Annotated in this window: 22 protein-coding genes, 5 tRNA genes and 1 other RNA gene; 18 read left to right on the top strand and 10 right to left on the bottom strand. The window is 63.5% G+C overall.

Annotated features, from left to right (window positions below; translation table 11 throughout):
- Positions 1-13: 13 nt before the first annotated feature.
- The 10 genes from AAC640_RS00360 to AAC640_RS00315 all read left to right on the top strand — a co-directional run bounded on the left by AAC640_RS00360 (position 14) and on the right by AAC640_RS00315 (position 7,720).
- Complete coding sequence (locus tag AAC640_RS00360; RefSeq protein WP_340264088.1) at positions 14-349, top strand: 2Fe-2S iron-sulfur cluster-binding protein; 336 nt, start codon at positions 14-16, stop codon at positions 347-349.
- A 32-nt stretch (positions 350-381) separates the two neighbouring features.
- Positions 382-1,290 carry an SGM family class A beta-lactamase gene (blaSGM, locus tag AAC640_RS00355; RefSeq protein WP_340264850.1) on the top strand — a complete coding sequence of 303 codons (909 nt, stop codon included), beginning with the start codon at positions 382-384 and terminating at the stop codon, positions 1,288-1,290.
- Between the two features lie 53 nt (positions 1,291-1,343).
- An RNA gene (ffs, locus tag AAC640_RS00350) (signal recognition particle sRNA small type) lies at positions 1,344-1,441 on the top strand.
- Positions 1,442-1,494: 53 nt separating this feature from the next.
- The gene (locus AAC640_RS00345) at positions 1,495-3,087 is read left to right on the top strand and encodes a DNA polymerase III subunit gamma/tau (protein ID WP_340264087.1); all 1,593 of its coding nucleotides are present in this window, start codon (positions 1,495-1,497) and stop codon (positions 3,085-3,087) included.
- Positions 3,084-3,407 (top strand): YbaB/EbfC family nucleoid-associated protein, encoded by a 324-nt coding sequence (locus AAC640_RS00340; RefSeq protein ID WP_340264086.1) that lies wholly within the window; start codon positions 3,084-3,086, stop codon positions 3,405-3,407. The genes AAC640_RS00345 and AAC640_RS00340 overlap by 4 nt, the downstream gene beginning before the upstream one ends.
- A 133-nt stretch (positions 3,408-3,540) precedes the next feature.
- Entirely contained in the window at positions 3,541-5,937 is a 2,397-nt protein-coding gene (gene lon, locus AAC640_RS00335; protein WP_340264085.1) for an endopeptidase La, read from the top strand.
- 188 nt (positions 5,938-6,125) lie between these two features.
- Positions 6,126-6,398 (top strand): HU family DNA-binding protein, encoded by a 273-nt coding sequence (locus AAC640_RS00330; RefSeq protein WP_340264084.1) that lies wholly within the window; start codon positions 6,126-6,128, stop codon positions 6,396-6,398.
- A gap of 255 nt (positions 6,399-6,653) precedes the next feature.
- Positions 6,654-6,730: transfer RNA gene (locus AAC640_RS00325), tRNA-His, on the top strand.
- A gap of 98 nt (positions 6,731-6,828) precedes the next feature.
- Positions 6,829-7,200, top strand: a complete 372-nt coding sequence (hisI, locus tag AAC640_RS00320) for a phosphoribosyl-AMP cyclohydrolase (RefSeq protein ID WP_340264849.1) — start codon at positions 6,829-6,831, stop codon at positions 7,198-7,200.
- On the top strand, positions 7,187-7,720 hold the full coding sequence (locus tag AAC640_RS00315) for a hypothetical protein (protein ID WP_340264083.1): 534 nt from the start codon (positions 7,187-7,189) through the stop codon (positions 7,718-7,720). Before hisI ends, AAC640_RS00315 begins: the two co-directional genes overlap by 14 nt.
- Before the next feature lie 113 nt (positions 7,721-7,833).
- On the opposite strand, the gene AAC640_RS00310 is transcribed toward AAC640_RS00315, so the two are convergent.
- Both AAC640_RS00310 and AAC640_RS00305 read right to left on the bottom strand, forming a co-directional pair.
- Positions 7,834-8,514, bottom strand: coding sequence for a L,D-transpeptidase family protein (locus AAC640_RS00310; RefSeq protein WP_340264082.1), 681 nt, complete (start codon positions 8,512-8,514; stop codon positions 7,834-7,836).
- A 56-nt stretch (positions 8,515-8,570) separates the two neighbouring features.
- Positions 8,571-10,838, bottom strand: a complete 2,268-nt coding sequence (locus AAC640_RS00305; protein WP_340264081.1) for an NADP-dependent malic enzyme — start codon at positions 10,836-10,838, stop codon at positions 8,571-8,573.
- Between the two features lie 164 nt (positions 10,839-11,002).
- On the opposite strand from AAC640_RS00305, the gene alaS reads away from it, so the two are divergent.
- A complete protein-coding gene (alaS, locus tag AAC640_RS00300) occupies positions 11,003-13,657 on the top strand; it encodes an alanine--tRNA ligase (protein WP_340264080.1) in 2,655 nt (884 codons plus the stop codon).
- Positions 13,658-13,713: 56 nt separating this feature from the next.
- The gene (locus tag AAC640_RS00295; RefSeq protein ID WP_340264079.1) at positions 13,714-14,205 is read left to right on the top strand and encodes a hypothetical protein; all 492 of its coding nucleotides are present in this window, start codon (positions 13,714-13,716) and stop codon (positions 14,203-14,205) included.
- Positions 14,206-14,218: 13 nt separating this feature from the next.
- Here the strand turns inward: AAC640_RS00295 and AAC640_RS00290 are convergent, their stop codons facing one another.
- The 7 genes from AAC640_RS00290 to aroA all read right to left on the bottom strand — a co-directional run bounded on the left by AAC640_RS00290 (position 14,219) and on the right by aroA (position 20,770).
- Positions 14,219-16,000, bottom strand: a complete 1,782-nt coding sequence (locus tag AAC640_RS00290) for a cation:proton antiporter domain-containing protein (protein ID WP_340264078.1) — start codon at positions 15,998-16,000, stop codon at positions 14,219-14,221.
- Positions 16,001-16,071: 71 nt separating this feature from the next.
- Positions 16,072-16,157 (bottom strand) — tRNA-Leu (locus AAC640_RS00285).
- A gap of 55 nt (positions 16,158-16,212) precedes the next feature.
- On the bottom strand, positions 16,213-16,500 hold the full coding sequence (locus AAC640_RS00280; protein WP_340264077.1) for an integration host factor subunit beta: 288 nt from the start codon (positions 16,498-16,500) through the stop codon (positions 16,213-16,215).
- Between the two features lie 164 nt (positions 16,501-16,664).
- Positions 16,665-18,377, bottom strand: coding sequence for a 30S ribosomal protein S1 (gene rpsA, locus AAC640_RS00275; protein WP_340264076.1), 1,713 nt, complete (start codon positions 18,375-18,377; stop codon positions 16,665-16,667).
- A 172-nt stretch (positions 18,378-18,549) separates the two neighbouring features.
- Entirely contained in the window at positions 18,550-19,185 is a 636-nt protein-coding gene (locus AAC640_RS00270; RefSeq protein WP_340264075.1) for a (d)CMP kinase, read from the bottom strand.
- Complete coding sequence (locus AAC640_RS00265; protein ID WP_340264074.1) at positions 19,182-19,433, bottom strand: CBU_0592 family membrane protein; 252 nt, start codon at positions 19,431-19,433, stop codon at positions 19,182-19,184. Before AAC640_RS00265 ends, AAC640_RS00270 begins: the two co-directional genes overlap by 4 nt.
- Positions 19,430-20,770, bottom strand: coding sequence for a 3-phosphoshikimate 1-carboxyvinyltransferase (aroA, locus tag AAC640_RS00260; RefSeq protein WP_340264073.1), 1,341 nt, complete (start codon positions 20,768-20,770; stop codon positions 19,430-19,432). The genes AAC640_RS00265 and aroA overlap by 4 nt, the downstream gene beginning before the upstream one ends.
- 148 nt (positions 20,771-20,918) lie before the next feature.
- On the opposite strand from aroA, the gene AAC640_RS00255 reads away from it, so the two are divergent.
- From AAC640_RS00255 to AAC640_RS00245, 3 genes are all read left to right on the top strand, one after another.
- Positions 20,919-21,254: a TIGR02300 family protein gene (locus AAC640_RS00255; RefSeq protein ID WP_340264072.1), complete on the top strand. Its 336-nt coding sequence runs from the start codon at positions 20,919-20,921 to the stop codon at positions 21,252-21,254.
- A 90-nt stretch (positions 21,255-21,344) separates the two neighbouring features.
- Positions 21,345-21,420, top strand: a tRNA-Ala gene (locus tag AAC640_RS00250).
- Positions 21,421-21,492: 72 nt separating this feature from the next.
- Positions 21,493-21,568: transfer RNA gene (locus AAC640_RS00245), tRNA-Ala, on the top strand.
- 107 nt (positions 21,569-21,675) lie between these two features.
- On the opposite strand, the gene AAC640_RS00240 is transcribed toward AAC640_RS00245, so the two are convergent.
- Positions 21,676-22,149 carry an Lrp/AsnC family transcriptional regulator gene (locus tag AAC640_RS00240; RefSeq protein ID WP_340264071.1) on the bottom strand — a complete coding sequence of 158 codons (474 nt, stop codon included), beginning with the start codon at positions 22,147-22,149 and terminating at the stop codon, positions 21,676-21,678.
- A 184-nt stretch (positions 22,150-22,333) separates the two neighbouring features.
- Between AAC640_RS00240 and AAC640_RS00235 the strand changes: the two genes are divergently transcribed.
- The 3 genes from AAC640_RS00235 (at position 22,334) to AAC640_RS00225 (ending at position 25,307) form a co-directional block, all read left to right on the top strand.
- Positions 22,334-24,112 carry a histidine kinase dimerization/phospho-acceptor domain-containing protein gene (locus AAC640_RS00235; protein ID WP_340264070.1) on the top strand — a complete coding sequence of 593 codons (1,779 nt, stop codon included), beginning with the start codon at positions 22,334-22,336 and terminating at the stop codon, positions 24,110-24,112.
- A gap of 56 nt (positions 24,113-24,168) precedes the next feature.
- On the top strand, positions 24,169-25,206 hold the full coding sequence (locus AAC640_RS00230) for a polysaccharide deacetylase family protein (protein ID WP_340264069.1): 1,038 nt from the start codon (positions 24,169-24,171) through the stop codon (positions 25,204-25,206).
- A 25-nt stretch (positions 25,207-25,231) separates the two neighbouring features.
- Positions 25,232-25,307, top strand: a tRNA-Ile gene (locus AAC640_RS00225).
- Positions 25,308-25,979 lie beyond the last annotated feature (672 nt).

The raw sequence follows: 25,979 nt of genomic DNA, 5'->3' as shown, positions 1-25,979 counted from the left end.
AAAGTCGCAAATCATGGTCAGGGTCACCTTCATCAGCGCGGATGGCGAGCAGCGGCAGCAGGTCGATGCCCCGGCCGGTTCGGTCCTGCTGGACGTGGCACAGGCCGCTGGCCAGCCGCTGGAGGGCACGTGTGAAGGGCAGATGGCCTGTTCCACCTGCCATGTCATCGTCGATGCGACGGATTTCGAGAAGCTGAAGGCGGCGAGCGAGGCCGAAGAGGACATGCTGGACCTGGCCGCCGCAGCGACGCGGACAAGCCGTCTGGCCTGCCAGATCATACTGGAAGAGCGACTGGATGGCCTGACTGTCCGGATTCCTGGAGAATCCTACAACATGCAGGGCATGTAAGCGTGCGCTTTGCTTTTCTGGGCCTGGCCGCGCTGCCGCTTCTCGTCGGCGCATCCGCGCCGGCGCAGACCGGCGGCGAGCGGCAGTCGCTGCTCCCGCCCGCGCCGCGCTACATGGTGAGCGATTCCGCGATGAAGGCCGTCCGCAATCCGCGCGACATAGAGAAGGAGAGCGGCGGGCGGCTGGGGGTGGCGCTGGTCGACAGCAAGGGTGCGCTGCTGCTGGGCTTCAATCGTGACGAGCGGTTCGCGCTGTGTTCGACCTTCAAGGCGCCGCTGGCCGCCGCTGTGCTGAGCGGCGCTGAAAGCGGCAAGTTCGGCCTGGACGGGCAGGTCGCCTTCACCAAGGATGATGTTCTGGACTATGCGCCGGCCGTTAAGCAGAACCGCAAGCGCGGCCGCATGTCCATGGCCGAACTGGCGGAGGCCGCCGTTACTCTGAGCGACAACAGCGCGGCCAACCTGCTGCTGCCCTTCGTCGGCGGACCCGAGGGGCTGACCGCTTTCGCCCGCACCCATGGCGACCGCGTGACGCGGCTCGACCGGACGGAGCCCGCGCTGAATGAGAATGCCGAGGGCGACGAACGCGACACGACCAGCCCTGCGGCGATGGCCGAGCTGATGGCACGGCTCCTTTTTCGTGACCTTAAGCCCGACAGTGCGAAGCGGCTGCGCCAATGGCTGGACGCCAGCACGACCGGCGACCGGCGGATCAAGGCGGGCCTGCCTCAGGGATGGACGTCGGGCGGCAAGACGGGAAGCTGCGGAACCGCGTTCAATGATGTGGCGCTGGTCAGATCCCCTGCGGGCGACGAGTATCTGCTCGCCATCTATCTTGACCGGCCGACGGTGGACGCCAAGGCGGCGGACGCTGCGATCGCCGAGACGGCTCGCGCCGCGCTGGATTTCGTCGGGAAGGCGCAGCGCACCGGCCTCGATTGAGGAAGCGTTCGTCATCGGCCTTGTCAGGGCTGCCGCACTTCGCCATATGCCGGCCCGGGAGTCGGGCGGACGTGGTCGTCGCCAACCTGGTCAGATCCTGACGGAAGCAGCCACAGTGATTTCGCCGCGGGTCGTTCCGGCTCCCACCTTTGTCCGGCTTTTCCGGCTTCGACAGCCGCTCCCCTAGCCGCTAGATTGATCGTCATGTCCGATTCCCCCCAGCCCTATCGTGTGCTCGCGCGCAAATACCGGCCGCGCAATTTTCGTGAGCTGATCGGGCAGGACGCCATGGTCCAGACATTGGGCAACGCCATCCGCCGGGGACGGCTGGCCCATGCGTTCCTGATGACGGGGGTGCGTGGCGTGGGCAAGACATCGACGGCGCGCCTGATTGCCAAAGCGCTCAACTGCGTGGGTCCGGACGGGCAGGGCGGCCCCACCATCGACCCGTGCGGCATTTGCGAACCGTGCAGGGCGATCGCCGAGGGGCGCCATATCGACGTTGTCGAAATGGACGCCGCCAGCCATACGGGCGTCGACGACGTGCGCGAGATCATCGAAGCGGTGCGCTATGCCGCCGTGTCGGCGCGCTACAAGATCTACATCATCGATGAAGTCCACATGCTCTCTAAAAATGCCTTCAACGCGCTGTTGAAGACGCTGGAAGAGCCGCCCGCGCATGTGAAGTTTCTGTTCGCGACGACTGAGGTGAACAAGGTTCCGGTCACGGTCCTGTCGCGCTGCCAGCGTTTCGACCTGCGCCGCATCCCCGCCGAATTGCTCGCCAGCCATTTCGCTCATGTGGTGGAGGCCGAGAGCGTCGCGGCCGAGCCTGACGCGCTGGCCCTGATCGCCCAGGCGGCTGAAGGGTCGGCGCGCGACGGTCTCTCGATCCTCGACCAGGCGATCGCGCACGCGGAAATGGGCGAAGGCGCGCCGCTCGTCACCGCCGCCCAGGTGCGCGAGATGCTGGGTCTGTCGGATCGGGGAGCGGTGCGTCGCCTGATGGGCCTGCTGCTGCAAGGTGACAGCGGCGCGTTGCTGGGCGGTGTTCGCGATCAATATGCGCTGGGCGTCGAGCCGCTCGCCCTCATGCGCGGGCTGCTGGAACTGGTGCATGCCGTCACCCTGATGAAGGCCGGTCGCGATATCGTTAGTCCCGGCCAGTCGGCCGAGGAACGGGAGGCGTTGAGCGAGTGGGCCGGGCAGATCGGTTTCGCGCCGCTGCACCGGCTCTGGCAACTGCTGCTCAAGGGGCATGACGAGGTCGCAAGCGCGGGATTCCCGATCGAAGCGTGCGAAATGGCCTTGCTGCGCGTGATGCACGCCGCGAGCATGCCCGATCCGGGCGAACTGGCCAGGATGCTGCGCCAAGGCGCTGCGGCCCCTGGGGCGTCTGCTACGCCGGCGGAGGCGGTTACTCCCTCGCTTCCTTCCTCCTTCGAAGAGATGATCGCGGCGCTGGAGGACGGCGGCCGCCACATGATCGCCGGGCAGGTCAGGGACTGCGTCCGGCTGGTGCGGTATGAGCCGCGGGCGATCGATGTCCAGTTGGTGCCGCCGCTGGGGCGGGATTTTGCCAAGACGCTCGAAAGCGCGCTGCATCAAGTGACGCAGGTGCGCTGGCAGGTGCAGATTAGCGAGGGTGCTGCCGCGCCGACCCTGCTGGAACGGGCCGAGGCCGCCGAGGCAAGAGAGCGGGCCGAGATTTTTGAAACCCCGGTGGTCAAGGCTGCGTTCGCCGCCTTCCCCGACGCCGATCTTGATCGGGTGGAACCATGGAGCGCTGAGCGATGAAGGATCTGAACGAAATATTGGGCATGGCCAGCCGTGTGCAGGAAGAATTGCAACGCGCGCAGGAAAATCTCGACAAGATCGAGGTTGAAGGCGCGGCCGGCGGCGGCCTCGTTAAGGTGCGCGCTTCAGCCAAAGGACGGATCCTTGGCGTGTCGATCGACGACAGCCTGCTCGCGCCGAGCGAGAAGCAGATGCTGGAGGATCTTGTCGCCGCAGCCTTCAACGACGCGCGCAAGAAGGCCGATGAGGCCAGCGCTGCGGAGATGTCGAAGATGACGAGCGGCCTGCCGCTGCCTCCCGGCTTCAAGCTGCCCTTCTGAGCGGAACAGGATAGATCAGCAGCCGTTCATTTGCCCTTCACCAAGGCTAGCCGATTGAACAGGGCAGCAACCATCCCCATAAAACGATGAACCGCATGGCGCCGCCATTTTTCCTGCGGCCTCCGGAGATCGAATGACCACGCAATATCCCCTGCTTCCGCTGCGCGACATTGTCGTTTTCCCGCAGATGATCGTGCCCCTGTTCGTCGGGCGCGACAAAAGCGTCGCCTCATTGGAAGCGGCGATGGAAGCCGATAAGGAAATCTTCCTCGTCTCGCAGCTTGATCCTGCCGAAGATGATCCCGGTCGCGACTCGCTTTACGACACCGGCGTCATTGCCGTCGTGCTGCAGTTGCTGAAGCTACCGGACGGGACCGTTCGCGTGCTGGTCGAAGGCAAGCAGCGCGCTCAGTTGGAAGCGATCGGTTCGGCCGGCAACCATCTGGTGGCTGACGTGAGCCGGGTGGAGGAGGTTGCGGCGGAAGGCCCGGAGGCTGCCGCGCTCATGCGGTCCGTCGCCGAGCAATTCGAAAATTACGCGAAGCTCAACAAGAAATTGCCTGCCGAAACGCCGGTGCAACTGCGCGAGATCGAGGATGCGGGGCGTCTGGCCGATGCCGTCGCCGCCAACATCAACGTCAAGGTCGCAGACAAGCAGTCGCTGCTGGTCGAGGCCGATCCGGTCAAGCGGCTGGAGATGGTCTTCGCCTTCATGGAAGGTGAACTGGGCGTGCTGCAGGTCGAAAAGAAGATCCGCGGCCGCGTGAAGCGCCAGATGGAAAAGACTCAGCGCGAATATTATCTGAACGAGCAGTTGAAGGCGATCCAGCGCGAACTGGGCAACAGCGAAGGCGAGGAAGGCGACGAGCTTGCCGAGCTGGCCGACAAGATCGCCAAGACCAAGCTCAGCAAGGAGGCGCGGGCCAAGGCGAACGCGGAGTTCAAGAAGCTGAAGGGCATGCAGCCCATGTCGGCCGAAGCGACCGTCGTGCGCAATTATCTCGACGTGCTGCTCGGCCTGCCCTGGGGCAAGAAGGGCAAGGTCAAGACCGACCTCAAGCGCGCCCAGGCCATCCTGGACGAGGATCATTTCGCGCTTGAAAAGGTCAAGGACCGCATCGTCGAATATCTCGCGGTGCAGGCGCGCACCAACAAGCTGAAGGGACCGATCCTCTGCCTCGTCGGCCCGCCGGGCGTCGGCAAGACCTCGCTGGGCCGCAGCATCGCCAAAGCGACGGGCCGCGAATTCGTGCGCCAGTCACTGGGTGGCGTGCGCGACGAAGCGGAAATCCGAGGCCACAGGCGGACCTATATCGGATCGCTGCCGGGCAAGATCGTGACCAACCTCAAGAAGGCGGGAACGATGAACCCGCTCTTCCTGCTCGACGAGATCGACAAGCTTGGCCAGGACTTCCGGGGCGATCCTGCGTCGGCTCTGCTTGAGGTGCTCGACCCCGAACAGAACAGCAAGTTCCAGGACCATTATCTGGAAATAGACGTGGATCTGTCGGACGTGATGTTCGTCACCACCGCCAATTCGCTCAACCTGCCGCAGCCGCTGCTCGATCGCATGGAGATTATCCGGCTCGAAGGCTATACCGAGGATGAGAAGGTGGAAATCGCCCAGCGTCACCTGCTGCCCAAGCAGATCGACGCCCATGGGCTGAAGGAAGGCGAGGTGGAGATAACGGAAGCCGCCATCCGCGACCTTATCCGCCATTATACCCGTGAGGCAGGCGTTCGTACGCTTGAACGTGAAGTGGCCCGGCTCGCCCGCAAGGCGCTGCGCAAGATCCTTGAGGGCGCATATGACAAGGTGACGATCACGCCGGAAAATCTTTCCGATTATGCCGGTGTCAGGAAATTCCGCCATGGCGTCGGCGAGGAAGAAAACCAGATCGGCGCTGTGACAGGATTGGCGTGGACCGAAGTGGGCGGCGAGCTGCTGACCATCGAGGCCGTGACGGTGCCGGGCAAGGGTGCGATCCGGACCACGGGCAAGCTTGGAGAGGTGATGAACGAGTCGGTCCAGGCTGCCTTTTCCTATGTGAAGGCGCGCTCGCCGGGCTATGGCATCAAGCCGAGCGTTTTCCACCGCAAGGATATCCACATCCACTTGCCCGAAGGCGCGGTGCCCAAGGACGGTCCTTCGGCCGGTATCGGCATGGTCACGACTATCGTCAGCACGCTGACGGGCATCCCGGTCCACAAGGATGTGGCGATGACCGGCGAAGTCACGCTGCGCGGCCGCGTATTGCCGATAGGCGGCCTCAAGGAAAAGCTGCTCGCAGCGTTGCGCGGCGGCATCAAGACGGTGCTGATCCCCGCCGAAAATGAAAAGGATCTGGCCGAAATCCCGGCGAATATCCGCGAGGGTCTGGATATCGTTCCGGTCAGTCATGTCGACGAAGTGCTCGCGCGAGCGCTGGTCAGCGTGCCCGAGGCCATCGCCTGGACCGAGGAGGATGACCTGGCCGCGCAGCCCAGTCCGGCGTCGGGCCGGGATGGGGAGGCGTCGCTGAGGCACTGATCTGGGTTGGTTTTTCCCCGATTAACTGCCAGTCCCTGCGCGTTTTGTCCCTAAATGGGCAAAAACGCGTCGAAGCTGGCGGCTTCGTCTCTTTCCCTTTGACAGTTGTTTAAAGCTGCGCCTTATTGCGCCGCCTAACGCTGCGATTCCACCATTATTCCGTACAACTAGAAGGGGGTTCCCAAGGCATGAACAAGCAGGATTTGATCGGCGCCGTCGCTGAAAACAGCGGTCTTAGCAAAAGCGACGCCACGAAGGCCGTTGAAGCTGTTTTCGATTCCATTTCCGCTGCCCTAAAAAAGGGGGACGAAGTGCGCCTGGTCGGCTTCGGCACTTTCTCGGTTTCGCAGCGCAAGGCGTCGACTGGTCGTAATCCACGGACCGGCGAGACGATGACCATCAAGGCATCTGCCCAGCCCAAGTTCAAGGCTGGCAAGGGTCTGAAGGACTCGGTCAACTGACAGGGATCGGACGCTCCTGATCGGGCGTCCCTATCGACTTGTCCGCCATTCATGGCGGGCTTGAAAGTTCTAGGAGGGTAGCGCTGCATCAGGCGATAACGCCATTGCGCGCATGTATGTCGAAGGCTGAAGAGGGGCGAGGGCAGGTGGCCTTCGCCCCTCATCTTTTTTCGGCCGCGGCGGTGATTTGGCCGCTTGACGACCAGGGAAGGGCCGCATATGTGCCGCTTCTCTCTCGGGCCGCCTGGCCCTGTGGCGATCGTAGCTCAGTTGGTTAGAGCGCTGGTTTGTGGTACCAGAGGTCGCGGGTTCGGATCCCGTCGATCGCCCCATTTTCGCTTTCGACAGTCTTGCCCAGCCTCTGGGCTCCCTTCTTGCGTCGCTCATTCTGGGCCTTCGCATCGGCGCCGTTGCCGCCTATATGGCCATGATGGACCAAGCGCGCGACCGGGGCTTCACCCTCAATCCCAAATATGACCAGGACGGGCTGATCACCGCCGTTGTCACGGATGCCGAACAAGGCGACGTGCTGATGGTCGCGCATATGAATGCGCAGGCTCTCGCTCTGACGGTGGAAACGGGGTTGGCTCATTTCTGGTCGCGCAGCCGGCAATCGCTGTGGAAGAAGGGGGAGACCTCCGGCCACATGCTGCAGGTGCGCGATATCCGCATTGATTGCGACCAGGACGCGGTCTGGGTGAAAGCGGTGCCTGCGGGCCCCACCTGCCATACGGGCGCGCGATCCTGCTTCTTCCGCCGCGTAGGGGCGGATGGGCTGACGGCGGTCGATGCGGCAGATTAGCCTGGCGTTTCTGTTCTGTCTGGCGTCATGCCAGCCGAGTGCGCCATCATCGACCATGGTCGGGGACAAGGGATCATCGGCCGCCGGTCTGGAACGCGCGGCGATCGACAGTGGCGTCATTGCCGATGCCGCGCGTCTGTCGCCCGTTGGCGTCTATCAGCGCCGGCATGAGGCCGGCCGAGATGTGCTGTGCATCATCCCTGCCAAAAGGGGCGACTTCCGCTTCGGCCTGGAGGCCATGTTCGGCGAAGAACAAAACTGTCATGGCCACGGATCGGCTCGCAGGGCAGGCGACAAGCTGATCCTCAGCTTTTCCGGTCGAGGTGACCACTGTATCATCGTAGGCCAATATGATGGCGACCAGCTGTCCCTCCCGGGTGTCGTAGACATAAAATGCAACACTTTGTGCGAGGGGCGCGGATCACTGGGGGGGGTCAGTTTCCCGCGCTTGAGTAGCGATGCGGGATACGCTCTGCGCGCCGCCGACCGGGACGGTCGCGCACTTTGCGATGCCGATTGAGAGCGACGGTGGCTGGGCGTTTTTCAATCCGATTGCGTCGGCCCGGAAACCCCAGGTCATATTCTGGCGCGTTTTCCGAACTGGCAGATCATTCTGTTCGGTTAGAAGGCGCCCTAGGTCGTGGCCCTGGTCCGGCTCACGTCCAGCATCTTGCCATTGGTGATGATGACGAGGTCGCCCAGCCTCGCGACTGCGAACAGCTTGCGGGCGAAGGCTTTCGGCACGCCAATGCAGCCATGCGTCGCATTCCCCCATCTGACGTCGCTACCGTGGATCGCCACCCCGTCGTTGGTCAGGCGCAGCATATATGGCATGGGCGCGTTGCCATAGGTGCGCGAATAATGGTCGGCATCCTTCTGTGTTATCGGGAAGGCGCCCAGCGGGCTCGGCTTGTCGTCGGCGCCATAGATGACCACTGCCGCGCCGATTTCATGCCCGTCCCGAAAGACGGACAGGGTTTGTGCCTTAAGGTCCACGGTGATGATGACCGGGCCAGCAGCAGGCGCGGCGCTTTCATCCCAGACATAATCGCCGTGACGGAAAGGGCCGTGAATAGGAAGAACGCTTCGCACCACCAGCGCACGAGGGTCGATAGGCAAGGCCTGGTCCCGGCTTCGCTCCACCGGCGCCGCAGACGAGCGAGGCGGGGGTGAGAGGTGCGGCGGGACGACAGGCTCAAGGTCGCGTCCACGCTCGAGCGAGAACCCGACCACCAGAGTTATGCCAGCCATGACGCAGCCGATCGCCAGCTTGGGGCCGGCCGCCTTCGCCAGTGCGGCCAAGAGTCGCGCCATGTCTGTTCCTTCGCCCGTTTGCGTTTGGCGCCCGCTATGGACGAAAAAGGTTAAACTCAGCCTTCCCGATCGACTTCTGCCGCCGCAATCGCGGTCAGATTGAGGATGCCGCGCGCCGTCACGCCGGGGGTCAAAACATGAATCGGTTGGGCGAGGCCCATCAACATCGGGCCCACTGTGGGCGAGCTGGAGGAGGCGGAAAGAGCCGTAAGCGTGATGTTGGCCGCGTCCAGATTGGGCATGACCAGCAGGTTCGCCGGACCGTCGAAGCGCGCATCGGGCACCAGCCGCTCGCGCAACGACTGGCTGAGCGCGGCATCGGCATGCATTTCGCCATCCACCAACAGATCCGGAGCGGACTGATGCACCAGTTTCAACGCCGTCCGCATCTTGCGCGCGCTGGGACTGTGCGACGCCCCGAAATTGGAATGAGACAGCAGCGCCACGCGGGGCGTCAGGCCAAAATGCTTCAACTCCGTCGCACCTGCGATCGCCATTTCGGCGACCTGCTCTGGCGTTGGATCGGGCACCATGTGCGTATCGGTGATGAACAGCGCGCCCGGATCGAGGATAAGCCCGGTCAGGGCATAGACCCGGCTATGGCTTGGCTTGCGATCGATTATGCGCAGCACATGTTCGACCTGCCCCCAATATTCGCTGTTGCCGCCAACCAGCGCCGCATCCACGCGCCGGGTACGAAGCAGCATGGCGGCGGTGACGGTGGGGCGCCGATAGACATGGCGCAGCAGTTCGGCGGCAGGAACTCCCTTGCGGGAGGCGATGGTGCGATACGCTTCAACGAGTTCGCCAAGCAGCTCATGGTCGGTCTCCGGGTCGACCACTTCCACGTCGCGGTCCAGTTCCAGACGCAGACCGAGTCCCGGCAGCTTCTCCTTCAGGATGCGTCGGCGCGCGACGATCACGGGACGCACGATGCCTTCGTCGAGCGCATCCTGGACGGCTCGCAGCACACGTTCGTCCTCGCCTTCGCCATAGGCGATGCGTCGGCAGCTGCCCCGTGCCGCTTCGAAAACGGGCAGCATCAACTGCGCCGAGCGCGTATTCTGCTGCGCCAGCGCGCGTCGGTATGCATCGATGTCCAACGCCCGCTTGGCGACGCCGCTGTCCATCGCCGCCTTGGCGACGGCAGGCGCGATCTCCGCGATCAGGCGTGGGTCGAAGGGGGTGGGGATGATATAGTCCGGCCCAAAGGCAAGTCGTCGCCCGCCATAGGCCTGTGCCACGCTGTCATGAGCCGGCAGGCGCGCCAGGGCAGCGATCGCTTCGGCCGCGGCCGCCTTCATCGGCTCGTTGATCTCCGTGGCGCGCGCGTCGAGTGCGCCTCGAAAGATATAGGGGAAGCACAGGACATTATTGACCTGATTGGGATAGTCCGATCGCCCGGTGGCGATGATGGCGTCGGGTCGCGCCTCGCGCGCGACCTCCGGCCGGATTTCCGGCTCCGGATTGGCCAGAGCGAAGATCAGCGGATTGGGCGCGAGCAAGGGCAGCCATTCCGGTTTGAGCACGCCCGGCGCCGACAGGCCCAGGAAGATGTTCGCACCCGGCAGCACTTCTGGCAAAGTCCGCGCGTTGGTGTCGCGGGCATAGCGCGCCATGTTGGGCAACATGCCTTCGCGTCCCGAATGGATCACGCCATCCTTGTCGGTCAGCGTAACATGATCGACCGGCAGGCCCATGGATACCAAAAGGTCGACGCAGGCGAGCGCCGCGGCGCCCGCGCCCGACGTCACCAGCCGCGCGTCAGCCAGCGTCTTTCCCTGCAGCACCAGCGCATTGCGGACCGCCGCAGCGACGACGATGGCGGTGCCATGCTGGTCATCGTGGAAGACGGGGATGTTCATCCGCTTTTTTAGTTCCGCCTCGATCGCGAAACATTCCGGCGCCTTGATATCCTCCAGGTTGATCCCGCCGAAGGTAGGTTCCAGCAGCGCGACTGCTTCGACGAACTTGTCGGGGTCGGTCGTATCAACCTCTATGTCGAACACGTCGATATCGGCGAATTTCTTGAAGAGGACCGCCTTGCCTTCCATTACCGGCTTGGACGCGAGCGCCCCGATCGAGCCTAGCCCGAGCACGGCCGTCCCGTTGGAGATGACGGCGACAAGATTGCCGCGCGCGGTATAGTCCATCGCCTTGTCGGCATCTTCCGCAATCTCGAGGCACGGCGCCGCCACGCCGGGCGAATAGGCCAGCGCCAGGTCGCGCTGGTTGACCATGCGCTTGGTCGGCTCGATGCGAAGCTTTCCGGGTTGCGGAAAGCGGTGATAGTCGAGGGCTGCCCGGCGGGTATTGTCGTCCATGTCCGGCCATTAGAACCCATTGCCCGGCGGAGCAATGCCGCGCCCGACTCGAGGCGCGCTATTTCCTGGGCATCGAGGGCACCTGTCGGACCAGGAAACCCGATGGGCCGATACGATGAAAAGCCCCGCTTGTGCGTCGGAGCGCTTCCCACTAAATCGCGCGCATGACTTCGACCAACGACATTCGCCGCTCTTTCCTCGACTATTTCGGGGCCAACGGCCACACCATCGTTCCGTCCGCGCCTCTGGTGCCGCACAACGACCCGACATTGATGTTCGTCAATGCGGGTATGGTGCCCTTCAAGAATGTCTTCACGGGACTGGAATCCCGACTTTATTCGACCGCCACCAGCAGCCAGAAATCGGTGCGCGCGGGCGGCAAGCATAACGACCTCGACAATGTCGGATATACCGCGCGCCATCATACCTTTTTCGAAATGCTCGGCAATTTCAGCTTCGGCGACTATTTCAAGGAGCAGGCGATCACCCATGCCTGGACCTTGCTGACCAGGGAATGGGGCATCCCGGCCGACAAGCTGACCGCCACCGTCTATCACACCGATGATGAAGCCTTCGACCTCTGGAAGAAGATCGCGGGCTTGCCCGAAGCGCGCATCATCCGCATCCCCACCAAGGATAATTTCTGGGCGATGGGCGACAGCGGTCCCTGCGGTCCCTGCTCGGAAATCTTCTACGACCATGGCGACCATATCTGGGGCGGCCCCCCCGGAAGCCCTGAGGAAGATGGCGACCGCTTCGTCGAGATCTGGAACCTCGTCTTCATGCAATATGAGCAGGAAGCGAACGAGATCGTCTCCGAACTGCCAAAGCCCAGCATCGACACCGGCATGGGTCTGGAGCGCATCGCCGCCGTGTTGCAGGGCGTCCACGACAATTACGACACCGACACCTTCAAGGCACTGATCGAGGAATCGGGCGCACTGACCCGGACCGCAACCGACGGAGAGCATAAGGCCAGCCATCGCGTGATCGCCGACCACCTGCGCTCGACCAGCTTTCTGATCGCGGACGGCGTGCTCCCCGCGAACGAAGGGCGCGGCTATGTCCTGCGCCGCATCATGCGCCGCGCGATGCGACACGCGCACATTCTCGGCGCGAAGGAGCCGTTGATGCATCGCCTGGTGCCCAGCCTCGTTTCCGAAATGGGCGGCGCGTATCAGGAACTGGTTCGCGCCCAGCCGCTGATCGAGGAAACGCTGCTGCGCGAGGAAACCCGCTTCCGCCAGACGCTGGAGAAGGGGCTGAAGCTGCTCGACGAAGCAACCGTTGACATGTCCGAAGGCGGCACGCTGCCCGGGGAGACCGCGTTCAAACTCTATGATACATTCGGTTTCCCCTATGACCTGACCGAAGACGCGCTGCGCTCTCGCGGCCTGAGCGTCGATCGTGCCGGCTTCGATGCCGCCATGGCCGAGCAGAAGGCTGCCGCCCGCGCCGCATGGAAGGGGTCGGGGGAAAAGGCGTCGGATGAAATCTGGTTCGACATCGCCGAAACCGCCGGCAGCACCGAATTCATCGGCTATAGCGGGACCGAAGGGGAGGCCGAAGTCCTCGCGCTGATCAAAGATGGTGCCCGCGTGGAGAGCGCGCAGTCAGGCGATGAGGTGGTGATCATCACCAACCAGACGCCTTTCTATGGCGAAAGCGGCGGCCAGATGGGCGACGCGGGCACGATCAGTTCGCAGGCTGGGCTTGCGGCCGCGGTTGAGGACACGGCCAAGCCGCTGGGCCGGCTTCACGCGCACAGGGCGAAGATCACCGCGGGCAGCGTCAAGCTGGGCGATACGGTGCATCTGACTGTCGATGTCGACCGCCGTGACCGCATCCGCGCCAACCACAGCGCAACCCACCTGCTCCATGCTGCGCTCCGCCACACGTTGGGCGCGCATGTCACGCAAAAGGGCAGCCTCGTCGCGCCCGAGCGTCTGCGGTTCGATTTTTCGCATCCCGAAGCGCTCACACCGAGCCAGATCGCCGCGGTCGAAGCCGATGTGAACGAGCAGATCCGTCACAATGAAGCGGTCACGACTCGCCTCATGACCCCGGACGACGCAATCGCGGCCGGAGCGATGGCCCTTTTCGGCGAAAAATACGGCGATGAAGTACGCGTACTGTCCATGGGCAGGGGTGATAGCAACAGCTATTCGGTCGAACTGTGCGGCGGTACGCATGTTCGCGCGACGGGCGACATCGCGCTCTTCAAGATCATATCGGAGTCGGCTGTTTCCTCCGGCGTCCGCCGCATTGAGGCGCTGACCGGCGAAGCGGCGCGCCTGTGGCTTTCGGACCGTGAGGAGCGCCTGCGCCAGTCCGCCGCTACGCTCAAGACGACGCCAGAGGATGTCCCGGCCCGTATCGCTTCCCTTGTCGAACAGAGCCGCAAGCTGGAACGTGAACTTGCCGAAGCGAAGAAGGCGCTGGCGTTGGGCGGCGGCGGTTCGGCCCAGCCCACCGGTCCGGAGCAGGTCGGCGCCATCAACTTCATCGGCCAGGTAATCGATGGCCTCGACCCCAAGGAACTGCGCGGCATCGTCGACCAGAACAAGGCGACGCTGGGCAGCGGTGTATCGGCGGTATTGGCCCTGGTCGACGGCCGCGCCAGCATTGCCGTCGGCGTGACCGATGATCTGGTCGGAAGCATCAGTGCGGTCGACCTCGTCCGCGCGGGCGTGGAGGCTCTGGGCGGCAAGGGCGGCGGTGGCCGTCCCGACATGGCTCAGGGCGGTGGTCCCGACGGCGACAAGGCCGACGCGGCGATCCAGGCGGTCAGGTCCGCGCTGGCCGGCGTGCTGGCGTAACATCTTCTTAAAAGCAAAGGGTTAGGGCAGGTCCCTTCATCACAGGGGGAATCGTTTTGCCGTCCTTGCTTTCGATCATCTTGGCCGTCGCCGTACCGGCGGCGACGCCTCCACCACCCACGATTTCGTCAGTGCGCGTACCGCCGCCTGTCTTCGATCCCATGCCGATTGCCGCCGAAGGGGATCGCCTGTCGCCCGTACCGGTGAAGGTTGCCGTCTGGCTCGGACGTGAGGCGCTCTGGTCGGGCACCTTGTCCGTCGGATCGTCGCCCGCCCGCCTTTCGCTAAACGAAGCGGTCGAGACCAAAGGCGATTGCGCGCTGCCTTCCTACCGAGCGAACGCACGGACGATCGAAGTCACGCTCAGCCGCCAGGCCTATCGCGTGAAGGACGGTTTTGCGTTGACGGCTCGATACAGTCGGCCCGCGCAGGATGGCCTCTGTCCCACCGGAACACGGCAAGTGTCGCTGGACCAGCTGCTGTCCCTGTCTGACGGCAGCGTCACCGTCGAAGGGGATGGCGGCTTTCGCGTTACGTTGACCAGATAGATAATATTCAGCCTCACGGCACTTCGTCTGGCCTCAAACGCCGCAGCTTGGGCGCCGTCTCCATTTGCGCGGCGTCCTTGATACCCATGCGCAAATCCTCCCGCGTCTGGTGGATCGACGCGATCACCGGCCCCATCGCTACCCCCAGATCGACGAGCGCCGTTTCCGCAAGTTGCAGCGAGCTTTCCAGCGTCTCGGGCACCGCGTCGCTTGCGCCAGCCTGGTATAGCTGCGCAGCATGATTCGTGTCCCTCGCCCGGGCGATGATGGGGAGGTCTGGCACCCATCCCCGCACCCGTTTCGTGACTCGCACCGATAGAACAGGATCGTCCATCGTCAGGATCAGTGCCCGGGCGTGGCCGAGGCGTAACTTGTCGAGCATTTCGGTGCGCGACACGTCGCCGAACAGTATCGGATATCCATTTCGGCGCCCCTCCGCCGCCACGTCCGGGTCCGATTCGACCACCGTGAAGCGCTGATTATGCAATCGCAAAAGGTCGCAGACCATGCGTCCCACCCGGCCGAAACCGATGACGACTGCTGCCGCCTCGGTGCTTTCCGGTTCTCCCTCGGCCTCTTCGCCCAACGCCATTTCCAACCGTCGCGCGAAGTCGTGGCCGATGCGCGCGAGCAGCGGGGTTATGGTAAGTCCGATTGCGGTCACGATCTGCCAGAAAGCAGCGGTCGAAGGGAGGATCAGCTTGGCCGCCGCCGCCGTCGACAGCACGATGAGGGTGGTTTCCGAGGGGCTGGACATCAACACCCCGACTTCCAGCGCCAGGCCCTTGCGCGCTCCGGAGAAATAAAGAAGCGCAGCGGTAACCAGCGTCTTGGCCAGGACGACGCCGACTACCGCAAGAACGAGGCCGGGCCAGTTGGCCAGGATAACGCGGACATCCAGGCTCATCCCCACCGTGATAAGGAAGACGCCCAAAGCCAGGCCCTTGAACGGCGACGTCATCACCTCCACCTCGCCGTGATAGTCGGTCTCGGCGATCAAAAGTCCGGCCAGCAGCGCACCCACTATCGGAGACAATCCCGCGAGCGAAGTCGCGAGGCTCGAGATGATGACCACAAGCAGGCTTGCGGCCAGGAAGACTTCCGGGCTTTTGGTGCGCGCGGCCTGGCTGAAGATATGCGGCAGGAATATCCGGCCCAGCACCAGCATGACGGCGATGGTGATGCCGCCCTTGAGCAAGGTGCTCGCCAGTTCGGCCCAGGCGCCGTCCGGACTCGTCGCGACGGAAGGCGCGAGAGCCCCAAGCATGAAGATGATCGGAACCAGCGCCAGGTCCTCGAACAGCAGCATGGAAAATGCCGCTCGCCCCACGGCGCTTTGGGTGCCGACCATTGGTAGCACGACGGCCGTCGAGGAAAGGGCCAGCGCGAGCCCCAGTCCGAAGGCGCCGGAGGGCAGTTGCCCCAAGAGGTAGAGCCCGCCGCCGATCAGGGCCGCGCTACCGATCAGTTCGGCAGCGCCAACGCCGAACACCTGCGCGCGCATCGTCCACAGCCGGCGGAAGCTCAGTTCCAGGCCGATCGAAAACAGCAGCAATATGACGCCCAGTTCGGCGAAGGGTTCGATCGCGGCTCTGTTCGATATCGTGACATGATAAAGCCAGGGATATTCGCTGACGAGCGCCCCGAGCCCCGACGGGCCGACGGCCAGCCCGACGAGGATGAAGCCGATCACCGGACTGATTCGGAAGCGCGCGAAACCCGGTATGACCAAGCCGGCCGCCCCCAGGATCACGAGGGAATCGCTGAAACTCGAAGGATTGATCGCGCCGGCCATCGCGTATCATTGCGGGATATTGGGCCGCCGCGCCAGCCTTATGCTGCCGCACGATTCCTTCCGCTGATCTTTGGTGCGGACGGCGGGACTTGAACCCGCATTCCCAGGGGGAGGCGGATTTTAAGTCCGCTGCGTCTACCGATTTCGCCACGTCCGCTCGCAGCCGCTATCCCCTGACGGCTAAGGCGGCGCAGGTCAAGGAAGCGCGCTGCTCAATGCGCCTTGTCGTTGAGGCGCTCGCGCATTTCCTTCCCCGGCTTGAAATAGGGCACCCGCTTGGCCGATACCGGCACCTGTTCCCCCGTTCGCGGATTGCGCCCCGTCCTCGCATCCCGCGCGCGCGTGGTGAATGCGCCGAAGCCGCGCAGTTCTACTCGGCCGCCACTGGACAGGCGGTCGACAATTTCCTTGAAGAAGAGGTCGACAATTCTTTCGACCTCCTGAAGCCCCAACTCCGGATTTTCCGCAGCCAGAGTCTGAATCAACTCAGAGCGTATCATTGGTCCTCCAGCTCCCCCTTCTGGTTCCCAACTGATTTTATACTGACTTAACCGTCTCCTGACAATTATCCAATATCGGTATTCGGTTCTCATTTTGGGAATTAAAAAGCCCACCGGAAAGTGTTCCGGTGGGCTCTATTACTTTAGTTAGGTGTCGAAGAGGATTAACCCTCGCTCTTCGCCTTCAGCGCTTCGCCCAGGATGTCGCCCAGCGATGCGCCGCTGTCGGACGAGCCATATTGCGCCACGGCCTGCTTCTCTTCGGCGATCTGCATCGCCTTGACCGAGAAGGTCGGCTTCTTGGCACGGTCGAAGCCGGTGACCATGGCGTCGAACTTCTGGCCGATCTGGAAGCGTTCCGAACGCTGTTCGTCGCGGTCGCGGCCAAGGTCGCTGCGCTTGATGAAGCCGGTGGCGCCATCTTCGCCGGCCTGGACTTCCAGACCGCCGTCGCGAACTTCCAGAACGGTCACGGTGACGATCGCGTTCTTGTTCAGGCCAGCAGCAGCGGCAGTGGTGCCGCCGGCGGCCGGGCCGCCACGCTCAAGCTGCTTCATGCCGAGGCTGATGCGCTCCTTCTCGACGTCGATGTCAAGAACGACGGCCTGAACCGTCTCGCCCTTGCGGTGCAATGCCAGCGCGTCTTCGCCCGAAATGCCCCAGGCGATGTCCGACATGTGGACCATGCCGTCGACGTCGCCGTCCAGGCCGATGAACAGGCCGAACTCGGTCGCGTTCTTGACTTCGCCTTCGACGGTCGACCCGATCGGGTGACGTTCGGCAAAGCTGTCCCAGGGGTTGTTCTGGGCCTGCTTGAGGCCGAGCGAGATGCGGCGCTTCTCGGGATCCACTTCGAGGACGATGACGTCGACTTCCTGGCTGGTCGAAACGATCTTGCCAGGGTGGACGTTCTTTTTGGTCCAGGACATTTCCGAAACGTGGACCAGGCCTTCGATGCCCGGCTCCAGTTCGACGAACGCACCATATTCGGTGATGTTCGTGACGCGGCCCGACAGCTTCGCGCCGACCGGATATTTGGCGGCGGCGCCTTCCCACGGATCGCTTTCCAGCTGCTTCATGCCGAGGCTGATGCGCTGCGTGTCGCGGTTGATGCGGATGATCTGGACACGGACGGTGTCGCCGATGTTGATCATCTCGTTCGGGTGATTGATGCGCTTGTAGCTGAGGTCGGTGACGTGCAGCAGGCCGTCGATGCCGCCCAGATCAACGAACGCACCGTAATCGGTGATGTTCTTGACGACGCCCTCGATGATCTGGCCTTCGGCCAGCGTCTGGATGAGACCGCTGCGCTGTTCTGCGCGGGTTTCTTCCAGGATGGCGCGGCGCGACACGACGATGTTGCCGCGGCGGCGATCCATCTTGAGGATCTGGAAGGGCTGCGGAATGTCCATCAGCGGGGTGACGTCGCGCACGGGGCGGATGTCGACCTGCGAACCCGGGAGGAACGCGACGGCGCCGTCGAGATCAACGGTGAAACCACCCTTGACGCGGCCGAAGATGACGCCTTCGACGCGGGCGTTTTCGGTGAATTCGCTTTCCAGCTTGTCCCAGGCGGCTTCGCGGCGCGCGCGGTCGCGCGACAACATGGCTTCACCATGGGCGTTTTCGACGCGGTCGACATAGACTTCGACTTCGTCGCCGACCTTGAGGTCAGCCTTTTGACCCGGCGCGGCGAATTCACGCAGCGGCACGCGGCCTTCCGACTTCAGGCCGACGTCGATCAGCGCCATGTCGTTTTCGATGCCGGTAACGGTGCCCTTTACGACGCGGCCTTCAAAGCCGCCGTCTTCGCCACCGAGAGATTCATTGAGAAGCGCGGCGAAATCGTCGCGCGAGGGGAATGCCGTAGAGGCCATGTCTAAGTCCTTCACTCGTCATTGCTGGCCTACCGGTTGTATCCGGTGGTCTTTCAGGCCAAACCGTCCGCAGGGCCGAATACCCATGCGAACATCCGTTCGGCCACGACGAGTCGACGCCCGCATGGTTAAGCGAAAAGGGCGCCTGGGAATCCCAAGCGCCGCCACCGCGTCAGGCCTGTCGCCGACGTTCCAACTGGGCGTCCACCAGTGCAATGGCCTGCTGGACGGCGGCGTCTATAGTCAAATTGCTGGTATCGAGCAAGTCCGCTCCGTCCGCCACGCGCAGCGGCGCGTGGTCGCGGCTCATGTCCCGCGTGTCCCGCGCCTGGATGTCCGCGATCAGGCTGTCCATGTCTGGGTGGCCGCCGTGGCTCATCGCGTCCTGATAGCGACGCTGGGCGCGAACATGCACGCTTGCGGTGACGAAGATCTTGGCGTCGGCATCGGGCGCGATGACCGTCGCGATGTCGCGGCCGTCGAGTATGGCGCCGCCCGGCCGGCTGGCGAAGTCGCGCTGGCGCTTGACCAAGGCCTGGCGGACGCTCGGGTGGACCGAGACGCGCGAGGCGAGCGAGCCGACCGCTTCGTTGCGCAGCGCGGGGTCGCGAAGCATCCCCTCGTCGAAATCGCAAGCAGCGAGGGCGTCCTCTTCATGGTCCGGATCGCCGCTGGCCTTGAGAACGGCGAGTCCGACCGCTCGATAGAGCAGGCCCGTGTCAAGCACAGGCAAGTTGTAATGATGGCCAAGCGCCTTGGCGATGGTGCCCTTGCCTGACGCGGCGGGGCCGTCGACGGCGATGATCATGATGCTTTGCCTTTCCGCAAGGCCTTGGCGAGGCCGATGAGGGCGATGAAGGCCCAGGCGGTTTCCAGTGCCATGGCGGCGACGTTGAAATGAATCGTGAGAGAATAGATCAACAGCAGCGCGCCGAGGAGGTTAAGCAGGTTGAAGAGCGCGAAATTCAGCACTTGCGCCATGTTGCTGTATGCATAGGCGATGACCATCAGTCCGCTTCCGATAAGTCCGGCGGTGTTGGCCAGGTCGAATGTCATGCGATTGCTCCGAGCGATCGAAGTAGAGTGGTGAAGCCGGGGAGGCTGGTAGCGACAGGACGCATGTCATCGATGGTGACGCCATTTTTGGACATGAGGCCCGCCACGGCGAAGCTCATGGCGATGCGGTGATCGAGCCTGGTGGCTATTGGGCCGCCCCCCGGCAGGAGCGCGCCGCCGCTGCCTTCGACAATGATGCCATCTTCGAGTTCCTGAACGGTCACGCCGATGGCGCGCAGGCCCGCCACCATGGTGGCGATGCGGTCGGATTCCTTGACGCGCAGTTCCTCAAGGCCACGGAAGATGCTGCGTCCCTCGGCGAGAGCGGCGGCGATGAAGGCCACCGGATATTCGTCGATCATCGAAGGGGCGCGGGCCGGATCTGGTTCCACGCCTCTGAGCGCGGAGGCAGTGATGACAAGGTCGCCCACGGGTTCGCCACCCACTTCGCGCGGCTTTTCGACAACGATATCGCCGCCCATTTCCCGCAAAAGGTCGATAAGCCCCGCGCGGGTCGTGTTCAAGCCGACATTGGCGATGGTCACCTGCGATCCGGGCACGATCAAGGCGGCGACCATCGGGAAGGCTGCGGACGAGGGATCGCCGGGCACCACGATCGATTGCGGCCGGAGTTCGGCCTCGCCCCTTAGCGTGATGACGCGCGTTCCGTCGTCTTCGACCGCGACCTCAAGATCCGCGCCGAAGCCCTTCAGCATTTTTTCGCTATGGTCGCGTGTCGGGATCGGTTCGACCACGCGGGTGACGCCCGGGGCGTTGAGACCAGCGAGAAGGACGGCGGACTTGACCTGCGCCGAGGCGACAGGGAGTCGATAGTCGAGCGGTACGGCAGGGTACAGCCCGCGCATCGTGAGGGGAAGTCGATCGCCGGGGCTGGTCATGAAGCTCGCGCCCATACGGGACAGGGGTTCGGTCACGCGCGCCATGGGGCGCTTGCTCAGCGAAGCGTCGCCGACGAAGGTGGCAGTGATCGGATGACTGGCGACCAGCCCCATCAGCAGGCGGGTGGACGTTCCACTATTGCCCATGTCGAGCGCTGTCTGGGGCTGTAGCAGGCTGCCGACGCCGACACCGTTGATATGCCAGATGCCTTCATCGTCCCGCCGTATATCCGCGCCCATCGCGCGCATGGCGGCTGCGGTCGCCAGGACATCCTCGCCCTCCAGCAGCCCTTCGACACGGCTTTCCCCGATGGCGAGAGCGGAAAGCATGAGCGCGCGGTGCGAGATGCTCTTGTCCCCCGGAACGGTGACGCAGCCCCGCATTGGCGGAGCGCTGGTAAAGGTCATCGGGCGGGGCTGATCTGAAGAAGCGGTCACAGTGCGATCCGGTGCAAAGAAGCTGAAAAAATGCGCCCGGCTTTTGACAGGGCGGCCATGCTATGGCAAGGCGCCCGACGCTTCGCGGACGACGATGTCGTGCCGCGTGATTTTCGTTTGAGCACTCGCAAGAAGGACAAGGCCGGACATGGTCAAGGCTGAATGGGGCACGAAGCGTACCTGCCCGAAATGCGCCACGCGCTTCTATGACCTGGGCAAGGACGACCCGGTTACCTGCATCAACTGCAGCACGGCCTGGGAACCTGAGCCGGTGCTGAAGTCCAAGCAGCCGCTGCCTTATGAAGAGGCGCCCAAGAAGGTGATCGAAACCGCCGATGGCGAGATCGAGACGGCGGACGACGATCTGGACCTCGATCTGGACGTGGATGATGACGGCGATTCGCCGGATAATGACGTCGATCTGGGGGGCGATGACGACCTCGGTGTCGACGCGGCCGGAGATGATGATGGCGACGATAGCTAACTGAATTTTCTGCTTGCCAGCGAGGTCGCCGCCGCCTAATGGCAGCGACCTCGCGAGGCGCCGGACCCAAACGGCGCCTGCACTGGATACGGGGCCTTAGCTCAGCTGGGAGAGCGCCTGCATGGCATGCAGGAGGTCAGCGGTTCGATCCCGCTAGGCTCCACCATATATAAGGCCGATGGCATCACGCCGGACATGGTCTGATCCATTGGGGTGCGGTATGATGCCGCCCGACGATGGGGCCTTAGCTCAGCTGGGAGAGCGCCTGCATGGCATGCAGGAGGTCAGCGGTTCGATCCCGCTAGGCTCCACCATTTTCCTGTTTCCGGTATAAGCTGGCGACGCGGCCAGCATGCCCTTCCGAGCACCGCCATCCCAATCCTTGCATAAGGATAATTCGGGCGACATTTTCCCGCGAACCTCAGATCGGCAGGGGGACGCCAGGCAGATTCTTGGACATGCGGATGGTCAGCGATGTCTTGACGCTTACCACATTAGGGGCCGGGGTCAGCTTGGAAGTCAGGAACTGCTGGAAGCTCTGCAGGTCCCTGGCGACGACCTTCAGGATGAAGTCGATCTCTCCATTCAGCATGTAGCATTCCCGTACTTCGGGCAGTGTCGCCACATGGTCTTCGAAGGCCTTGAGATCGGCTTCGGCCTGGCTTTTGAGGCTCACCATCGCGAAGACCGTGATCGTATAACCCAGTATCGCTGGATTGACGACGGCGTGATAGGAACTGATGGCGCCGCTTTCCTCCAGGGCGCGCACGCGGCGCAGGCAGGGCGGGGCGGTCAGCCCCACCTTGCGGGCCAATTCCACATTGGTCATCCGCCCGTCCTGTTGCAGTTCGCCCAGGATGTGCATGTCGATATCGTCAATGTTGGGGCCAGCCACAGTCCGCTTATTTCCTTTCTCATCTTAGGCCCGATAGCATAATATTATTTCAGGCCAATGCAATTGTCCCACTATGCGACGTTCCGAAATGACAGACCCGGCCCCCTTTCCCTTCGACCGGGGAAGGCTTATTCCAAAGGCATGATCCTCCCGAGATGAGATGCTGGGCGTCGCGGGAATCCTGATGGGGAATAGGGTGCGCTTCAACGATCTGATGCAGACGGTCCTGGCCGCGGAAAACCGGAGCGGCCTTGGCGCGGTGACGCTATGGCGACAGTGCGTGGACCTGCTGGCGCAGAATGATCGGACCGACAGGAGCAGCCTGCCCGTCGAGGAGCGGTCTATGCTGCTCGACAGACTGGCGGGGCTGCGGACGCAGTTGTCCGAAACGCAGCGGATCGCAACCGTGGTTGAACTGGGTGGACGGCTGCGTTCCCCCACCCTCGTCGAATTCTTCGCCAATGATCGGCCGTCGATCGCGGCGGCGGCGATGTCACGCGCCCGGCTACCGGACGACGCCTGGATCGGGCTGTTGCCGCGCCTCACGCCTACCGCCCGCGGCGTGCTGCGCGGCCGCCGAGATTTGGGACTGACCGTGCAGCAGGCGCTGGAGACCTTCGGGCCGGCCGATTTCGTGCTGACCACAGACCGCGATGACGCGTTCGCCGTTGAAGATGCCGGTGGAATGCTGTTGACGCCGGACATGGTAGCGCCCGACGCCCCGGCGGGCCAACAGGACGAATATGACGCCGGCTCAGGTCCGGAGCATCAGAAAAACGAAGACCGGGGCGAAGAGGAGACGGTCGGGGACGACCAGATCCGCAACCTGGTCGACCGCATCGAGCGCTTCACCAGTTCGCGCCGGATACCGGACGTCGTCGCGCCGCGTCCCGAGTCGAAGGACGAGGCGCATGTCCGTTCCTTCGCTTTCGAAACCGACGCGACCGGGATGATCATCTGGATCGACCAGGGACCGCGTGCCGCGTTGATAGGTCTTTCGCTGGGCGAAACGGCCTTGACCGGAATCAGTGGTCCCGATGGCAGCGTCGCCGGCGCCTTCATGCGGCGCAGCGGCTTCCAGAATGGCCGCTATACGATCGTGGGAGGGGCCATGGCCGGAGAATGGCGGCTGTCGGCGACGCCTTTCTTCGATCAACGATCCGGCCGTTTCCAAGGCTATCGGGGACAGGCGCGCAGGCCATATCTGCACGAGGTGGCCGCGCCTCCTCAAGCAGAGCCGGTGTCCGTCGCGGGCCTGTCGGCAGATTCCTTGCGACAATTGGTGCATGAACTGCGCACGCCATTGAACGCGATTCTGGGTTTCGCCGACATCATAGAGCAGGAGCTTTTCGGCCCGAGCAGCCCCGAATATCGGGAGATGGCCGGCAAGATCGCGCTGGATGCACGGCATCTGCTGGCGGCGTTCGACGATCTGGACCTGGCGGCCCGCGTTTCGCGTGGGGAGGGGGCGGAAGCACCGACGGCCGTTGATCCGGCGCTGCTGATTGCGCAGGTTTCCGCGCGCTTTCGGGAGCAGGGCGAAGGCAATGGCGCACAGATCGATATCAACATTGCGCGCAACTTGCCGCTGGTGCGGATCGACCCAATCCAGGGTGAACGCATGGTCCAGCACCTTATGCGCACCGTCGTGTCGGTCGGGGCGCCTGGCGAGGAGCTGACAGGGGTCTGCTGGTTCCAGTCCGACGCGGGGCAGGGCATGGTCATGCTGGCCGTCGACCGGCCGGCCACCCTGGCCGGCATGGACGAGGAACGGATGCTCGACCCTGGTTATACGGCTGAGGGCGATTGGGCTGACGGGCCGTTGTTGGGTCTTGGTTTTTCGCTGCGGTTGATACGGAGCCTGGCCTCTGGATGTGGCGGCGCCCTTTTGATTGAGCCGGATCGTTTCCTGCTCTCGATGCCCGCGATGACGCTGGCCGAGGATGTGGCAGGCAGCGTCTGACGTGCCCGAGGCGCCGGGGCAACCTTATCGCAACCTTATCGCGATAGGCGGCAGATATGACCTCATCCTCGAATGACGACAGCCTGCTTCGCCCGCCGACCTCCGCGGACCGGATAGTTCTCAATCCTGCATTCGGCACGCGTTTCATGCTGTTCGTCGATACCGAGGAGGAATTCGACTGGGCTGCCCCCTTCAGCCGCAGCGGTCACGCGGTCAGTGCCTTGGCCGGCATGGCAAGAGGTCAGGCTTATTTCGCGGCGGCAGGCGTTAAGCCGGTCTATGTCACTGATTATCCGGTTGTGGATAGCGATGCGGCGGCGGACATGATGGGGCGCTGGGCCGCTGACGGCGCGGCTGATATCGGCGCGCATCTTCACCCGTGGGTCAATCCGCCGCATGTCGAGGAAGTGACGGACCGAAACAGCTATGCAGGCTTCCTGCCGGAGCCGGTAGAGCGCGCCAAGCTGGAGGCCTTGTGCCAGCGCATCGCTGAACGCTTCGGGCGGCGGCCCGTCGCTTATCGAGCCGGTCGCTATGGCGTGGGGCCAAACAGTGGCCGCCTGCTCGAAGAGGCGGGATTCCGGCTGGACAGCTCGGTGCGTAGTCGCTTCGACTATAGCGGCCAGCATGGACCCGACTTCACGGGCATGCCGCTGCACCCCTACTGGGTGGGGCCGCGCCGTTCGCTGGTCGAACTGCCGCTGTCTACAGCTTTTGTGGGGCTGCTGCGCGGGGCCGGCGAAGGACTGTATCGGGCGGTGCACGGCAAGGGCGCGCTGACTGGCGCGCTGGCTCGGGCACGGGTGCTCAGCCGCGTGCCGCTAACGCCCGAGGGTGTGCCTCTCCGCGACGCTATCCGTGCGATCGATGCGCTCGTCGAAGAGCGTGTGCGGGTACTGAATTTCAGCTTCCATTCCCCGACCCTGGAGCCGGGGCATACGCCCTATGTGCGGACGGAGGAGGACAGGAAGGCCTTTTATCGCTGGTGGGATGGAGTGTTGGCACATCTCGCGCGGCGGGACATCCGTTCCGCCACCCTTGAGGACTTGCTGGCAGCCGTGCCGGAGCGTCGAGAGGCTTGCCAAGCGGCGTGATGCTGCCTATCCGGACCAGCAGGTGGGGCCTGTAGCTCAATGGTTAGAGCTGGCCGCTCATAACGGCTAGGTTGCGGGTTCGAGTCCTGCCGGGCCCACCAGTTCTTCAATTCATCGCGCTTGCTTTGCTCGACGGAATAAGATCCCCTTCTTGAGAAGAAGCGGGACAAGCCGCGCAGGCGCGAAGCGGCCGGAGCGACATTCCGCACACTTGCCGATGAGTGGCTGGTTGATAACGCGTCCCTCTGTCCACCCCTTGAACCGGCGCACGATCATCTTGGCCGCGGACGCAGAGGCCTTTTCGGATCATACAGCGCTGTAACCCAAGGGGTTTGCCACGAAGTCGTCATCAACTGTTCGCGCTTCGGAAACTCGTCGCGCAGCTCGCGGCGATAGATCGTGGTCCTCGACCACCCAGCGCGCGCGATTACGGGATGGATCAAAAAGTCTGCCCGCGTCAGTCCGCTCGCATTCGAAGCCAGGGTGACAAAGGAGATAGGTGAACGGCGCAAAACCGTGACAAGCCCACGGAGACATAAGCGACCCCGTCGTGAAAGGGCTGATTGCTGACATGTACGAGACCATGCATGGTGCCACCCATGTCCGCTATCGCCGCGCGGGAGGACAGCCGCAGGATCGAGCGGGGGGCATGGCTCTCACGCCCGGGTCTTTCAGGATGAGTTCGATCACCTATATGGCATGCCATACCCGGAGCGAATCAGGGACATGACGCAATTCGGCTTCCTCGGGGCCTTGTTGCCGACAGCAAACTG

Origin of the sequence: Sphingobium mellinum (assembly GCF_037860795.1) — a bacterium.
Taxonomy (GTDB): Bacteria; Pseudomonadota; Alphaproteobacteria; order Sphingomonadales; family Sphingomonadaceae; genus Sphingobium; species Sphingobium mellinum.
Note: the sequence above shows the minus strand (reverse complement) of the source record. Positions and strands in the feature narration are given on the sequence as shown.